General features: G+C 68.0%; 9 protein-coding genes. 7 read left to right on the forward strand and 2 right to left on the reverse strand.

Features of this window, described 5'->3' with window-relative positions; translation table 11 throughout:
* On the reverse strand, positions 1 to 1,194 hold the full coding sequence (locus ML539_RS05485; protein WP_243321436.1) for a glycine C-acetyltransferase: 1,194 nt from the start codon (positions 1,192 to 1,194) through the stop codon (positions 1 to 3).
* A 100-nt stretch (positions 1,195 to 1,294) separates the two neighbouring features.
* On the opposite strand from ML539_RS05485, the gene ML539_RS05490 reads away from it, so the two are divergent.
* Together ML539_RS05490 and ML539_RS05495 are read left to right on the forward strand one after the other, a co-directional pair.
* Complete coding sequence (locus ML539_RS05490; protein WP_243321437.1) at positions 1,295 to 1,840, forward strand: hypothetical protein; 546 nt, start codon at positions 1,295 to 1,297, stop codon at positions 1,838 to 1,840.
* Positions 1,841 to 1,909: 69 nt separating this feature from the next.
* On the forward strand, positions 1,910 to 3,268 hold the full coding sequence (locus tag ML539_RS05495) for an MFS transporter (protein ID WP_243321439.1): 1,359 nt from the start codon (positions 1,910 to 1,912) through the stop codon (positions 3,266 to 3,268).
* An 89-nt stretch (positions 3,269 to 3,357) separates the two neighbouring features.
* Here ML539_RS05495 and ML539_RS05500 read toward each other — a convergent pair whose 3' ends face one another.
* Positions 3,358 to 4,347: a hypothetical protein gene (locus ML539_RS05500; RefSeq protein ID WP_243321442.1), complete on the reverse strand. Its 990-nt coding sequence runs from the start codon at positions 4,345 to 4,347 to the stop codon at positions 3,358 to 3,360.
* A gap of 68 nt (positions 4,348 to 4,415) precedes the next feature.
* On the opposite strand from ML539_RS05500, the gene dnaG reads away from it, so the two are divergent.
* The 5 genes from dnaG (at position 4,416) to ML539_RS05530 (ending at position 14,902) form a co-directional block, all read left to right on the forward strand.
* Entirely contained in the window at positions 4,416 to 6,155 is a 1,740-nt protein-coding gene (gene dnaG, locus ML539_RS05505) for a DNA primase (RefSeq protein WP_243321445.1), read from the forward strand.
* A gap of 147 nt (positions 6,156 to 6,302) precedes the next feature.
* Positions 6,303 to 8,024 carry an RNA polymerase sigma factor RpoD gene (gene rpoD, locus ML539_RS15645; protein ID WP_347710740.1) on the forward strand — a complete coding sequence of 574 codons (1,722 nt, stop codon included), beginning with the start codon at positions 6,303 to 6,305 and terminating at the stop codon, positions 8,022 to 8,024.
* A 133-nt stretch (positions 8,025 to 8,157) separates the two neighbouring features.
* Positions 8,158 to 9,777 carry an MFS transporter gene (locus ML539_RS05520; RefSeq protein ID WP_243321447.1) on the forward strand — a complete coding sequence of 540 codons (1,620 nt, stop codon included), beginning with the start codon at positions 8,158 to 8,160 and terminating at the stop codon, positions 9,775 to 9,777.
* Between the two features lie 53 nt (positions 9,778 to 9,830).
* Positions 9,831 to 10,805: a serine/threonine-protein kinase gene (locus ML539_RS05525; protein ID WP_243321450.1), complete on the forward strand. Its 975-nt coding sequence runs from the start codon at positions 9,831 to 9,833 to the stop codon at positions 10,803 to 10,805.
* Positions 10,805 to 14,902, forward strand: coding sequence for a translocation/assembly module TamB domain-containing protein (locus tag ML539_RS05530; RefSeq protein ID WP_243321452.1), 4,098 nt, complete (start codon positions 10,805 to 10,807; stop codon positions 14,900 to 14,902). Before ML539_RS05525 ends, ML539_RS05530 begins: the two co-directional genes overlap by 1 nt.
* Positions 14,903 to 14,919 lie beyond the last annotated feature (17 nt).

The raw sequence follows: 14,919 nt of genomic DNA on the forward strand, positions 1-14,919 counted from the left end.
TCAGGCGATCACCTTCAATTCGCGCCCCACCTTGGTGAAGGCGGCGATGGCGTGGTCCAGATCGGCCTTCGTGTGGGCGGCGCTCATCTGGGTGCGGATGCGGGCCTGGCCCTTGGGCACCACGGGGAAGAAGAAGCCGATGACGTAGACGCCTTCGTCCAGCAGCCGCTTGGCAAACTCCTGGGCCAGAGGCGCGTCGTAGAGCATGACGGGCACGATGGGGTGCTCGCCCGGAAGCAGCTTGAAGCCGGCCTTCTCCATGCCGGCGCGGAAGTAGCGGGCGTTCTCGTGGACCTGCTTGATGAGGCCCTGGCTGTTCTTGAGCAGATCGAGCACCTTCAGCGTGGCGGCCACGATGGCGGGAGCCACGGAGTTGGAGAACAGGTAGGGACGGGCCTTCTGCCGCAGCCAGTCGATGGCCACCTGCTTGCCGGCGATGTAGCCGCCCGAGGCACCACCCAGGGCCTTGCCGAACGTTCCCGTCATGAAGTCCACGCGGCCCATGGCACCGCAGTGCTCATGGGTACCCCGGCCATTGGCGCCCATGAAGCCCACGGCGTGGCTGTCGTCCACCATCACCATGGCGCCGTACGTCTCGGCCAGATCGCAGATCTCCGCGAGCTTGGCGATGTAGCCGTCCATGCTGAAGACGCCATCGGTCACCACCAGCTTGAACCGCGCCCCGGCAGCGTCGGCGGCCTTGAGCTGGGCCTCCAGGTCGGCCATGTCGGAATTGGCGTAGCGGAAGCGCTGGGCCTTGCAGAGGCGGATGCCGTCGATGATGGAGGCGTGGTTCAGCGCGTCGCTGATGATGGCGTCCTCCTCGCCCAGGAGCCCTTCGAAGATGGCGCCGTTGGCGTCGAAGCATGAGGAATAGAGCTGGGTGTCCTCGAAGCCGAGGAAGGCCGCCAGCTTCTGCTCCAGCTCCCGGTGGATGTCCTGGGTGCCGCAGATGAATCGCACCGAGGCCATGCCGAAGCCGTGGCCGTCCATCACGGCCTTGCCGGCCGCGATCACCTCGGGATGATTCGCCAGGCCCAGGTAGTTGTTGGCGCAGAGGCAGACCACATCCTTGCCGTTCGCCTTCATCTGCGGCTGCTGGGGCGAGGTGATGACGCGCTCGGTCTTGTAGAGCCCAGCCTCCTTCAGCTGCTCGATCTCGCGGGTCAGGTGGGCCAGGTAGGCAGGGTTCACGGCGGTCTCCTCAGCATTCAGAGCCCCATAGGATACTGCGAGGTTGCGTGACAGGCGCCCGGTTGTGTCACCATCCTTGCGAACTGGAAAGGATCCATCCATGCGCCCTGCCCTGCTCCTGCCCGTTCTCCTCCTGACGCTGGCCTGCAGCTCCAGGCTGGAGCGGGCGAAGGCCGAAGACCTGATCCGCAAGGGCTACCCCGTGGTGGTGCCTGTCACGGTGCCCGAGAAGGCCTCCGCCGAGAAGGGCAGCCCCGAGCACCTGCGCCTGGTGACGTTGAAGGAGAATCTGGACAAGACCGGCTGGTTTGACAGCGCTGTCCAGGCCGAGGGTGGCCGGGAGACCTTCACCTTCCGCCTGAAACCATCCGCTCCGAAGGACATCAAGGCGGCGCCCAAGGGCTTTTCCATGCCCGCGGCCGAGGCTGTCTTCGTGCGCGCGGTCCGCATGGAGCCCACCCGCGAGGGCGCCCGCGTGACCTACGAGATCCGCCTGGACAAGCCCACCGCCCAGTTCCCGATCTTCCAGTCCCTGCACCCGGACGCCCCGATCGGCCAGACGAAGCAGCGCCACGCCACCTTCGAGCGGCGCCGGGGAGGCTGGGAGCTGACGGGCACCGACGAGGCCTTCCGAAAGGCGGAGTGATCCCCGTTACATCCTCGTTGCTTGGGTCCCGGTGGGCCCTCCATTACCCTTGAAGGCATCGAGGTTCCCTTGGATCACAGTCCCGCCTTCCGCTTCCGCCGGTTCCTGAACTGGTTCCCCCTGGGACTGACCTACGCGGCCATGTACATGGGCCGCTACAACTTCAACATCGTGAAGAACGACATCGGCGCCTGGTACCACCTGGACAAGGCGCAGATGGGCCTCATCGCCTCGGCCGGCTTCTGGACCTACGGCCTGGCCGTGGCCTTCAACGGGCCGCTGGCCGACCGCATCGGCGGACGCAAGGCCATCCTGGTGGGCGCTATCGGCGCGGCCCTCCTGAACCTGATGATCGGGTTCATGTTCCTGAACAACCATGTCACGCAGATCCTGCTGAGCATGAGCCTGCTCTGGAGCCTGAACATGTACTTCCAGAGCTTCGGCGCCCTCTCCGTGGTCAAGGTGAACAGCACCTGGTTCCACGTCAGCGAGCGCGGGGTCTTCGGCGGCATCTTCGGCATCATGATCAGCTCGGGCTACTTCCTGGCGACGACCATCGGCGCCTGGCTGCTGGCCAGCTTCCGCAGCTGGACGGTCATCTGGTTCGTGCCCGCCGCCGCGATGGCCTTCATGTTCTGCGTGGACTGGTTCCTCGTCAGGAACCGCCCCAGCCACGCCGGCCACGCGGACTTCGACACTGGCGACGGCTCCAATGCCGGCTCCGCTGACGAGACGCCCCTGCCCCTCGGGGACCTCATGCGGAAGGTCTTCCACAATCCCATCGTCGTCTCCCTCATCTTCGCGGAGTTCTGCACGGGGTTCGTCCGCCAGGGCGTCATGCTCTACTTCACCGAGTACCTGCAGGAGGTCTACCACCTCGGGAAAAAGGACCACCTCTTCTGGTGGACGGGCATCGCCTTCATGGGAGGCGGCATCCTGGGCGGCCTGCTCTGCGGCTGGATGAGCGACAAGCTGTTCCAGTCGCGCCGCCCGCCGGTGGCCTTCCTCTTCTACCTGGTGCAGGTGGTGATGCTGGGGCTGCTTGGCATGGCGCTGGGCCAGGGCACCTGGGGCGGCCAGGTCTGGGCGGTGGTGCTGCTGGGACTCACGGCCATGTTCATCTTCGGCGTCCACGGCATGCTCAGCGGCACGGCCAGCATGGACTTCGGCGGGCGCAAGGCCGCAGCTTCGGTGGCCGGCGCCCTGGACGGCATCCAGTACATCGGCTCGGGCCTCACGGGTTTCGGCCTGGGGTGGATCCTCAAGACCTACGGCTGGGACGGGACGCCGCTGGTCCTCGCAGGGGCGGGCGCCGCCGGCCACCAGCCCGGCCACGCCTGGGTGTGGGTCGGCTCCATCATCCCCTTCAGCCTCATCGGCGCCTTCATCATGACCCGCATCTGGCACGCCAAGGCCGGCGCACACTGAAACGAGTTCACCGCAGAGGACACAGAGGGCACAGAGAAAAAATACAGATCTCCTCCGCGCCCTCAGTGTCCTCTGCGGTTAGAGCCTTTTCACTTCTTCGCCAGCTGATCGAAGGCTGATTTGAGGCCGCCATGGATGGCCTGGACGTCCTCGGGCTTCCAGAGCTTCTGGTCTTCGCGGACGAAGGTGGTCAGGTCACTCCGGTTGTCGAAGCGGGCCACGGGCAGGTGGTAGACCTTGGTCTCGTGGCGGTCGCCGGCGGGAATGACTCGCTCCACGCGGATGGTGCCGGGCCGGTCGCTCTGCTCCATGAGCCAGGCCATGTCGTCCGTGCCGTACTGGCCCAGCATGACCTCCATGGGGACGCTGTGGTGCAGGATGCTGCCCTGGCCGTTCGGCCGCCCGCGCTCGATGTTCTTGCGGCGGCTCTCGGAGGGATCCACCCACACATAGAGCACGGCGGCCTTCTCGAGGATGGCGGGATCCAGGGTCTGGAAGGCGGTCTCGTAGCCGTGGGGTGGGCACAGGGGGAAGGCCGAGCCATGGGCTCCGCCCCGGGCGGCCTCGATCACCAGGGTGCGGCCGGCCTTGTCCTGGGCGTTCTGGCGATTGAGGGCGTCCAGCTCGGCTCGGCACTCGGCCTCGAGGGCCTCGGCCATGCGCACGCGGATGCGGTGGGGGAGGTCGCCCAGGTACTCGGGCAGGCCCACCTTGGCGTGGGCGGCGTCCAGGCGGTCGAAGAGGTGCTGGGCCGCGCTGGCCGCTTCGATCTGGCGGCTGGCCATGAGGTTCGCGTGGTCCTCGTTCAGCAGCTCGATGAGGACGGCCCAGGTCCAGTTGTCGCGGAAGGGGCGGCTGGGCCCGTGGTAGTAGGCGTAACCCAGGCCATTCGCCTTCAGCTCGTCGTCGATCCGGTGCATGAGGTGGACGTAGGGGTAGTCGTCCAGCTGCAGGGTGGGGCCCATGCGGAAGTCGTTCCGGCACTGGTCCGGCGTCAGGCTGGCCAGGTAGCGGCGCACCTCCGACTTGCCGGAGGCCGGCAGGCTGAAGAGGAGAATCGTGTCGAGGAGCTGGCTCATGGGATTCACCGTGCGAATCCTCAAGCATGCCACGCCATTTTCCGCCGTGCTCGTGATATGCCTGGTACATGCGTGACCGCGAGATCGTCGAGCGCGTCCGGGACGCGACGGACCTGCTGGCCCTGGTGGGCCAGGCGGTGAAGCTGCGCAAGCAGGGCTCAGCCTTCGTGGGCCTCTGCCCCTTCCACGCCGAGCGCAGCCCCAGCTTCCAGGTGGTGCCCAACCGCGGCTTCTACCACTGCTTCGGCTGCGGCAAACACGGGGATGCCTTCGCCTGGCTCATGGAGCGCGAGGGCATGACCTTCCCCGAGGCCCTGGAGCAGCTCGCCCGGGCCGCGGGCATCGACCTGCCCCAGCGCCGAGAGCGACCGGCAGCCGAGGTGGACCTGGAGACCCGGCTTCGAGCTGCCCTGGAAGCCGCCCAGGCCTTCTACGAGCGGCAGCTGGACCGCCACGAGGCGGCCCGGGCCTACCTGCGCCAGCGGGGCTACGAGGGGCCCTTCGTGACGGAGGCCGGCTTCGGGATGGCGCCGGACGGCTGGGACCCCCTGGTGACCCACCTGCGCGGCCTGAACTTCTCCGGCGAGCTGCTGGAGCAGGCGGGTCTGGCCAGCCGCAGTGAGCGCGGCACCCAGATCGACTTCCTCCGCAACCGACTGACCATCCCCATCCACGATGCGCGGGGCCGGCTGGTGGCCTTCGGCGGCCGGATCATGGGGGAGGGCCAGCCCAAGTACCTCAACACCCGAGACACGGCCCTCTTCCACAAGGGCGAGACCCTCTTCGGCTTCCATCGGGCCAAGGGCGCCATGAAGGAAGGGGCCCTGGTGGTGGAGGGCTACTTCGACGTGCTGCAGCTCCACCAGCACGGCATCCACCAGGCCGTGGCGCCTCTGGGCACGGCCCTCACCGAAGAGCACCTCAAGGCCCTGGGCCGCTTCACCCGTCGGGTCATCCTCTGCTTCGATGGCGACGCCGCCGGCCGCCGGGCCATGGAGAAGAGCCTGCGCCTGGCCCTGCCTCTGGGCTTCGAGGTGCGCCTGCTCGAGCTGCCCCAGGGCGAGGACCCCGACACCTGGTGCCTCAAGCTGGGCGGCGAGGCCTTCCAGGACCTGCTGCGGACCGCGCCGGACTGGACGGCCTTCATGATCGACCGGGCCATGGAAGGCAAGGACCTGCGCCGCATCTCTGATCGCATGGGTGCCTTCAAGGATCTGCTGGACTTCCTGCCCTACCTGCCCCGCACCACCGAGAGCCGAGACCTCTTCTCCAGCCTGGCCCACCAGCTCCAGGTGCCCCTCCAGGAACTGGATCGGGCGGTGCGTGGCCGGCAGGCTTCGGCGGGAGAAACGGAGCAGGCCCCAGCTGGCGCCGCCCCCCTGCCCGTGATGGACGACCTGATCCGCAGCTTGCTGCTCCTCAGCACCGCCGGCCACTGGCACCGGGTGCAGGAGCTGCCACCCACGTGGTGGGAAGGATTGGACGGGGCCCCCCTGCTCCAGGCTCTGCTGGATGCCGAGGGGGACCCGGCCCGCCTTCCCGAGGGGGCGTTGGCGGCGATCCGGCACCTGGAAGCTCAGGCCAGCCGGCAGGACGAGGCTGGTCGTGACGTCGATGCGCTCTTTACCAGGCTGGAGACCCGGTACGTCGATCGGGAGCTCCAGGCCAACAACCGCCTGCTGCAGGATCCACGCACCCTGGTGGATGCCGCCCTCACCAATCGGATCATGGCTCGCCAGAACGAGCTGCTGGCCCGCCAGAAGGACCTCGCGCGCCGCCGGCGGGGGGCGATGGGGGGACAGCCCTGAAGATCCGGGCCTTGCCTGAACGTACAGATCTCCTATACTGAAAAGTTCCGGACTCGGCCCGGTACATTGGCCGTGTTCTGTTTTCCCCTCGGCCCCGGGTTCCCCCGCCCCACTGGCCCGATGCATGCAGCGCTCTTTGAGGTCCGAATGGTTCCGACGCCACCACGCGATGCCTACTACGCCCTGACCAAAGCCCTGATCTCCATCGGAAGGAAAAACGGATTCCTGCTGGTCGACCAGCTCAATGACTTCCTCCCCGATACCGCTTCCAGCCCCACGGACCTGGAACAGGTCATGGGTCTGTTCGCCCGTCTGGGCGTCGGCATCGGCGCCACGGAGGAGGAGGCCCAGGCCGCCCGCGAGGCCATCGAGCCCGAATTCGTCATGGTCGAGGGCGGCAAGGGCGACAAGGACCTCGAGATCGAGATCGACAGCCCCGACAGCGACAAGTTCAATGACCCGGTCCGCATGTACCTCAAGGAGATGGGCACGGTGCCCCTCCTCAAGCGCGAGGACGAAGTCGAGATCGCCAAGCGCATCGAAGTCGGCGTCCGCAGCGTCATGCGCGCCCTCTCCCGCAGCCGCCTGGCCGCCAGCCTGCTGATCGACATCGGCAAGATGCTGAAGGAGAACCCCGGCAAGATCCGCGAGGTGGTGGGCCTTTCCGACGAGGTGGATGACGACGAGGATGCCGAGAGCACCTCCGCCACCCAGCACGTGCACCACCAGTTCGAGAAGCTGCTGGTCTACGACCAGGCGCTCCAGGACCTGCTGGAGGTGAAGTCCCAGGTGGACGCCGGGACCAAGACCCTGCCCAAGAAGCGCAAGCTCGACCGCGAGATCCTCCAGGCCCGCGGCCGCCTGTCCCGCCAGATCCGCAAGCTGGGGCTCAACAGCCTGGCCGTCACGCGGCTCATCGACAAGATCACCCACCAGCACAGCCAGGTGATGGCCGGCGAGCGGAAATGCCGCGAGCTGAGGGACCGCCTCAAGAACCCCGCCTTCGCCAAGCTCAAGGACCGCTACAAGGACGAGCTGGCCCACATCGAGAAGACGCTGGAGGATTTCTTCGCCAAGTACGAGACCACCAGCGACAACTTCCACAAGGACTTCAACGGGCTCAAGGCCGCGGAGAGCATCAGCCGCGCCGCCAAGGCCGAGCTCATCGAAGCCAACCTCCGCCTCGTGGTCAGCATCGCCAAGCGCTACACCAACCGCGGCCTGCAGTTCCTGGACCTCATCCAGGAGGGCAATATTGGCCTCATGAAGGCCGTGGACAAGTTCGAGTACAGCCGCGGCTTCAAGTTCTCGACCTACGCCACCTGGTGGATCCGGCAGGCCATCACCCGCGCCATCGCGGACCAGGCCCGCACCATCCGCATCCCCGTCCACATGATCGAGACCATCAACAAGCTCATCCGCACCCAGCGCGAGCTGGTGCAGAAGCTGGGCCGCGAGCCCTCCAGCGAGGAGATCGCCCACGCCATGGACATGCCCGTGGGCAAGGTCCGCAAGGTGATGAAGATCGCGCAGGAACCCATCTCCCTCGAAACGCCCATCGGCGAGGAGGAGGATTCCCACCTGGGCGACTTCATCGAGGACAAGACCGTCGTCTCCCCCGTGGAGCAGGTCGTCCAGCAGCGCCTCAAGGAGACCGTCCGCAACGTGCTCAACACACTCAGCGAGCGCGAAGAGCGCGTCCTTCGCATGCGCTTCGGGGTGGGCGACGACGGTTCGGAGCACACCCTGGAAGAGGTGGGCAGCGAGTTCGCCGTCACCCGCGAGCGCATCCGCCAGATCGAGTCCAAGGCTCTGAGAAAGATCCGCCACCCGCGGTATTCCAAGACCCTGAAAGCCTTCTTGGGTTAAGAACACACGCCGAGGGCGCGGAGACAGCGGAGGGTCGCAGAGGAAGAAAACATGTCGTTTTCCTCTGCGACCCTCCCCTTTCCCTGCAGCCTCTGCGAGTGTTTTCCCTTCATTCTGTGAGCAGCCTTAGCCCGTGACCGAGTCCAAAAGCGCCTTCGCCCCGCTCCGCAGCCGCATCTTCTTCGCGATCTGGATCGCGGCCATGGCCTCGAACGTGGGCACCTGGGTGCAGAGCGTCGGCGAAAAATGGCTCATGGGAGAGATCACACGGTCTCCCCTGCTCATGAGCCTCATCGAGACGGGCGCCACCCTGCCCATGCTGGTCCTCTCCATGCCGGGCGGCGCCATCGCCGACATCGTGGACCGGCGCCGGATGCTCCTGGCCACCCAGGCCTGGATGCTGCTGGCCGCGGCTGCCATGGCGGTCCTGTCGGCCCTCCACCTGGTCACGCCCGGCGTGCTCATCGGCATGTCCCTGCTGCTGGGGGTGGGGGCGGCCCTCAACTCGCCCGCCTGGCAGGCCTCGGTGCCCGACCTGGTGCCGAAGGAGCAGATCGCGGCGGGCGTCGCGCTCAACAGCGCCGGGTTCAATGTGAGCCGGGCCGTGGGTCCGGCTCTCGGGGGCCTGGTGGTGGGGTGGCTGGGGGCCACCTGGGCCTTCGCCCTCAACGCCGTCTCCTTCGTCGGGGTCCTCCTGGTCCTCAAGGGATGGAAGCGCCAACCCGTCACCACGGATCTGCCCGCGGAGCGGTTCAGCGCGGCCATGAAGGTGGGCCTGCGCTACGCCTGGCACAGCAAGCCGCTCCAGGTGATCCTCCTGCGGGGCGGCGGTTTCGTGTTCTTCGGCGGCCCGATCTTCTCGCTGCTGCCGACACTGGCCATCCACCGGCTCAACCTCGGTTCCACGGCGTTCGGCCTCCTGCTGGGCTGCACCGGGGCCGGGGCCGTGGGCATCACCCTGGTCCTCCCCGGGCTCCGCCGGCGCTTCACTCCCAACAAGCTGATGGCCCTCGCCACGGCGACCTTCGCGGCGGGGCTCCTCGCCCTCGCCTTCCTCAACCATGCCCCCGCCGTCGGCCTGGTGCTCCTGGTGGGCGGGGCCGGCTGGCTGACCGTGCTGAGCACCTGCAACACCGGCGTCCAGCTCTCGGTGCCGTCCTGGGTGCGGGCCCGGGCACTCGGGGTTTACATCACCGTCTGGGGCGGGGCCATGGCCGGAGGGGCCGCTTTCTGGGGCGCCGTGGGCGAGCGCTGGGGCATCCACGTCGCCTTCGCCGGCGCGGGCATCGGCATGCTGCTGATGCTGCTGGCCACGGCCCGCCTGAAGATCCAGGCCCTCCACCAGCCCCTGGACTTGAGCCCCCACCACCTCCAGCCCCATTCCCCCGGCCCCATTGACCCCCACGAGGGCCCCATCCTCACGGTGCTCGAGTACCGGGTCCCCGAGCCGAACAAGGTCGCCTTCCGTGAGGCCATGCGCGAGGTTCGCCGCATCCGCAACCGGGATGGCGCCGTGCGGTGGTCGCTCTTCCAGGATCTCGTGCCGCCCGATCCGGGCCAGGTGCGGTTCGTGGAGAGCTTCCTCAGCTCCAACTGGGGCGAACACCTGCGCCAGCACCACCGTGCCACCGTGGAGGACCGTGCCTTCCTGCGCAGAGCCTACAGCCTATGCGTGGAGCCGAAGCCGAGAGTCCGCCACCTCACCGCCGCCTGGGAAGGGCGGGACTCCATCCTGGACCGCATCCTGGAATAGGATTCGCAGTCCATTTCGGTCATGCTGGTTCCATCGCTTCGGAGCCCGCGCCCGTGCTTTCCAAGGACCAGACCCTGGGGAAATACCAGATCCTGGACCGCCTCGGCTCGGGCGGTTTCGGAGCTGTCTATCTGGCCATGGACACCTGGGTGAACCGCAAGGTGGCCCTGAAGGTGCCGCACCAGCAGCAGGACGAGATCGTGGACCTGCTCAAGGAACCGCGCATCATGGCGGGCCTGAAGCATCCGAACATCGTCGAGCTCATCACCGTGGAGCGGAAGAACGGGATCTTCTTCATGGTCCTGGAATACGTCGAAGGCGAGAGCCTCGACCGCATGATCCGGCGGGAACGCACGCTGCCGCCCACCCGGGCCCTGGAGATCGGCCTCGATGTCTGCAGCGCCATCGCCTTTGCCCACGGCCACCAGATCCTGCACCGGGACCTCCGCCCCGCCAACATCCTGGTGAACCGCGAGGGTGTGGCCAAGGTCACCGACTTCGGCACCTCCCGCGTGCTGGAGCTGCAGCACGTGCCCTACGCGCCCACGCGCATCGGCTCTCCCCCCTACATGGCGCCCGAGCACTTCCGCGGCCGGGCTGTGTTCCAGTCCGACCTCTGGTCTCTGGGCATCACCCTCTACGAGATGCTCACGGGCACCGTGCCCTTCTACGACGCGGATCCCCTCAAGATCGCCCAGGCCTTCACCAGCCAGCAGATCACGGCCCCCCACCTGCGCAACCCCGTGGTCCCCAAGGCCTTCTCCGAAGTCGTCATGAAGGCCCTGGCTGTGAACCTCGGCGAGCGCTACCTGTCGGCCCAGGCCTTCCTGGAGGCGCTGCGCCGGCTCCGGGACAGTGTGGCCAGAGAGACCCGGCCCCTGGGCACCGCCGTGCTCTCCACAAACAGCTCCGGCCCGCATCCGACCCTTCGCGCCACCACCCAGGCCCAGCTCTGCCCCTACTGCTTCCGCCAGCTGCCCCGCATGGCCAAGAGCTGCCCCAGCTGTCGCGAAAAGATTGAACGCTGATGGTGTGGCATCCCACCAAGGAAGCCGTGCAGCGACTCTGGGGTCGCCGCTGGGTACGGAGGATCTCCTACGTCCTGGTGGCCGGCGTCGCCACCGTGACCATCGTCCCCTGGGTGGCCACCCGGCCCGTGGTGCTGCGCTGGGCCATCTCGAAGCTGGATGGGCTGGTGCGAGAGGAGACAGGGCTCTCCCTGGAAGTGGGCCAGCTGGAGCTGCATCCGCTATTCGGATCCGCCTCCATGCGGGACGTGCGCCTGGGTGGAGACCTCCTGACGGTCCAGCGCGTGGAGGTCCAGGCGAACCTCACCTCCCTCCTCGCCCCCACGCACCGCATCTTCTCGATCCGGGTGGAACATCCCCACCTGCGCCTGACGGAGGCCGGTCTGGCGGCCATCCACCTCAAGGAGCACCCGCCCCGCAAAGGTCCCCTGCCCCAGGTGCGTCTGGACCTGCTCAGCATCACCGGGGGCGAGATCGACATTCCTGAACCGCTCCGGGGCCTGCCACCCATGCAGTACCGGTTCGAGGTGAAGGCCACTGGGACGGCTCCCAACCAGCTCCGCGTGGACGTGGCGGGTCCGCAGTGGATGGTGAAGGGTCCGAACGGATGGGAGAAGGGGCGCCTGGACCTGAACGGCGAAGTCGCCGAACAGTTCGTGGTCCTGAAGGAGGGCTACTTCCGCCTGGGGGAGAGCCAGATCCGGCTGCATGGCCGCTTCGACGTGAAGAAGCCCGGCTCCCCAGAGCGCCTGGACGCCCGGGCGACCGGCGTCATGGCCCTGGCCCAGGCGGCCCACTGGGGCGGCATGAAGCGCCCCCCGCTCACCGGCGACCTCGACCTGGACGTCTCCGCGCGAGGAACCTTCTCGGACCTCCGTTGGACCGTGAGCGCCGACGGCGCGGGGCTGCGGCCCTCGGATGGCGCCCTGGCGCCAGGCAACCTCGATCTTCGCGGCAGCGGAAACCTCGAGGGTTTCCAGCTGAGCCACCTCCGCTGGCTGTCATCCCAGGGCGACCTCTCCCTGGAAGGCGGCTGGTCCCGGAAACAGCCAGCCAAGGGCACGTTCACGGGACAGGACCTGGACCTGGAAGTTCTGGGGCGGCTCCTTCGGCTGCCGGAGCTCCAGGGGCTCCGTGGCAACCTCAAGGCCCAGGTGGAGGGGCCTGCGGATCCCGAGGTGCTCCGCCGGCCGGATCGCTGGCAGGGAACGGTCCAGCTCGGCCTAGCCCAGCACGGCCTCGAGGCCGGTAACCTGCACGCCACCCTCCGGAACGGCCAGGCCACATTGGACCAGCTCCACCTGGACCTGGAAGCCCTCAAGGCCGATGGCGCTGGATGGGCGCAGCTCGGGCCTCGTGGCCTGATCCAGCTGGAGGCCGATGGCACGGTGGAGGTCGGGGCGGGCCAGGTGGCCCAGGCCCTCCGCGCCTGGAAGGTGGTGGACCTCGACATGGAAGGCCAGACCCGGGCCAAGGCCAAGGTGCGCTGGAGCCGCGGCACCGGCCTGGAGCTGGACGGTTCCGGGGAGGTCACCCATCCGCGCTGGCACGGGGCCCGGGCCGACAGTGTCGAGGCGAAGATCCAGATCCGGGACACGGAGCTGCGCGTCACGGACATCGACCTGAAGAAGGACGAAGGCCGCGGAGGCGGCGACTTATGGCTCACCTGGGCCCGGACCGCCCCGGGCCAGAAGCAGATGGACATGTGCTACACGGCCTTCCGCCTCCCCGTGGCCGAAGGCCTCCGGGCGGCGGATGTGAAGGACGCCGACGGCCGGGAGCTGCCCATCACAGGGCTCGGCGGGGGGTGGGTCCGCCTCCAGGGCCCGTTCGATCACATCACCATGAACGGATCCGCCCAAGTCGAGTCAGGTGAAGTTTATGGGATTAAAGTTCCAGCGGCTTCCTCGGACTTCTCCATGGACCTCGACCGCCTTCGGCTGCGGCTCGATGATGTGCGCATCGGCGAACGGCTGGACCTGCTGGGCGGGCCCGGCGCCGAGCCTGAGGGAGCCCTCGCCCTGGCGGGCAAGGCCGACATGGACTTCAAGCGCTGGACCTGGTGGGTGGACCTGGCCGGGCGCCTGGACTCGCAGCTCCTGAATCTGCCCGGACCCCGGGTGCAGGCCCAGGTGGAGTCGCGCCTGCTGGGTCCCATCACAAGCCCCTTCGGCTCCCTGGATCTGCCCGAGGGCCGGGTCACGGTGAGCCGGGGCCGCATGTTCTTCGGCGGCCGCAGCCTGGAGGGCCTCGAGGGCTCCCTGAAGCTGGAGCGGGGCCACCTGGAGGGCCGGCTCGGCATCGAGGGCATGGCCCGTCCCGTGGTGGAGGCCCAGGTCCGGCGGGACGGCCCGAATCTGGCGGGCCACCTGGCCCTGACCATCGCCTCGGACAGCGCCCGCACGGACACCCTTGCGCGGAGCCTCACGGAGGATCTGCTGGAGGACCTGACCCTCGAGGCCACGGCTGATGGGCGCTGGGATGGGCGCGCCCTGGCGTGGACGGGCACCCTGAACCGGCTGGCGGCCCAGTTCAACGTCTTCGAGCTGCATCAGGCGCAGCCTTCAGCCCTTCGTGGCGATGCGGCCGGGGCAGAAGTGGACATCAGCCTGGAGGGCGGCGCACGGATGCCCGCGGACGCCTCCCAAGCCCAGGCCGCGGGGCTGCGCCTATCGGGCACCCTGCCCTTCTCCGTGGCCTCGCCTCTCGGTCTCCGGGCCCAGGGCGGGGCGAACCTGGCCCACCTCAAGACCATCTTCGATCGCGTCATGGAGGTCGACGAGTACAGCCTGCTTTCCGAAGTCCGGATCCAGGGGACGAGCCGCTTCGACCTCCTGGTCCATGGGACCTATGGCGACCCCCTGATGGATGGCCGGCTCGCTCTGGAGAAGGGGCGGCTGAACCTGAGGGGCTACCAGGGTGTCGAGGACCTCTCGGCCGAGGTGATGTTCAAGGATCACACCATCTCCATCCCGGCCGAGAAGCCCCTGCAGGGCACCCTCGCCCACGGCGACCTGAAGGTATCCGGCGGGGTCACCTGGAAGCTGGGCGGCCTGGACACTTATGCCCTGAAGGCTTCCCTGGCCAATTTCCAGCTCCGCGATGTGCCCGAGGGCCTGGAGATCCAAGGCACCCTGCGCGCCACCCTGGATGGCGACGAGGACGGGGGCGTCCTCAAGGGCCGGCTGCGCGCGGACCGGCTGAACTACCAGACCGAGGTGAAGCTGGCGGACCTCATCCTCCGCAGCGCCCTCAGCGACAGCGGTGGGCTGACGGGTCTGGACCTGGACGATCCCCTGGACCGCATCCGCCTGGACCTGGACCTGGACCTCCGGAACCCGTGGAGCTTCAACACCAACCTCCTGAAGCTCGACGGGCGCACCGAGGGCCCCTTCCAGGTGGTGGGTACCCTGGCGCACCCCATCCCCAAGGGCATCCTGCTCTTCCAGCCCGGGGGACGGGTCACCAACATCTTCCCCGCCGGCGACATGGTGGTGGACCGGGGCTCGCTGACCTTCTCCGAACTGCGCCCGCTGGACCCCGTCATCAGCCTCCAGGGCAGCGTGACCTCCATTCCCGGGTATACGGTGAACCTGGACATCCACGGCACCCTCAGCAACCTGGCCATCGTGCCCAGCTCCACGCCGAGCCTGCGCCAGGACGAGATCGTGGCCATCCTCATCAACCCCGGCAACGCCGCGAACGTGGGCACCGCCAGCGCGTCGTCCGGCGCCACCCAGGGCGCCATCACCTCGGGCCTGGCCAGTGCGGGCTCGGGCCTCATCTCCACCCTGGCCTTCGCGCCCTTCCAGGAGCAGCTGCGCCGCACCCTGGGCCTGGATCGCGTCAACGTGGCCGTGCGCACCACCAGCCTCGGCACCACGGAGACCGAGGTCACCATGGGCAAGAGCATCAACCTGTTCGGCCAGCGCAGCGCCTTCGTGGTCTCCCACAAGAAGAGCGGGAACCTGAGCATCACCTCGGGCCAGGTGGAGTGGCGCTTCGGCAACTTCATCCTCCAGCTGGGCGCCAGCAAAGGCGGCGGCGCCGGCCTGACTCCCTCGGGCGAGATCCGGCATTCCTGGAGTCCGAACTAGCTGGAGGCGAGCGGCTG

The sequence above is a fragment of the Geothrix sp. SG200 genome (genome assembly GCF_022808935.1).
In the GTDB taxonomy this organism is placed as follows: Bacteria; Acidobacteriota; Holophagae; order Holophagales; family Holophagaceae; genus Geothrix; species Geothrix alkalitolerans.

Bases quoted from the DNA above. Each gene is read 5' to 3' on its own strand.
- ML539_RS05500 (WP_243321442.1), bottom strand. From the start codon at position 4,347: ATGAGCCAGCTCCTCGACACGATTCTCCTCTTCAGCCTGCCGGCCTCC.
- rpoD (WP_347710740.1), top strand. From the start codon at position 6,303: ATGGTTCCGACGCCACCACGCGATGCCTACTACGCCCTGACCAAAGCC.
- ML539_RS05490 (WP_243321437.1), top strand. From the start codon at position 1,295: ATGCGCCCTGCCCTGCTCCTGCCCGTTCTCCTCCTGACGCTGGCCTGC.
- dnaG (WP_243321445.1), top strand. From the start codon at position 4,416: ATGCGTGACCGCGAGATCGTCGAGCGCGTCCGGGACGCGACGGACCTG.
- ML539_RS05530 (WP_243321452.1), top strand. From the start codon at position 10,805: ATGGTGTGGCATCCCACCAAGGAAGCCGTGCAGCGACTCTGGGGTCGC.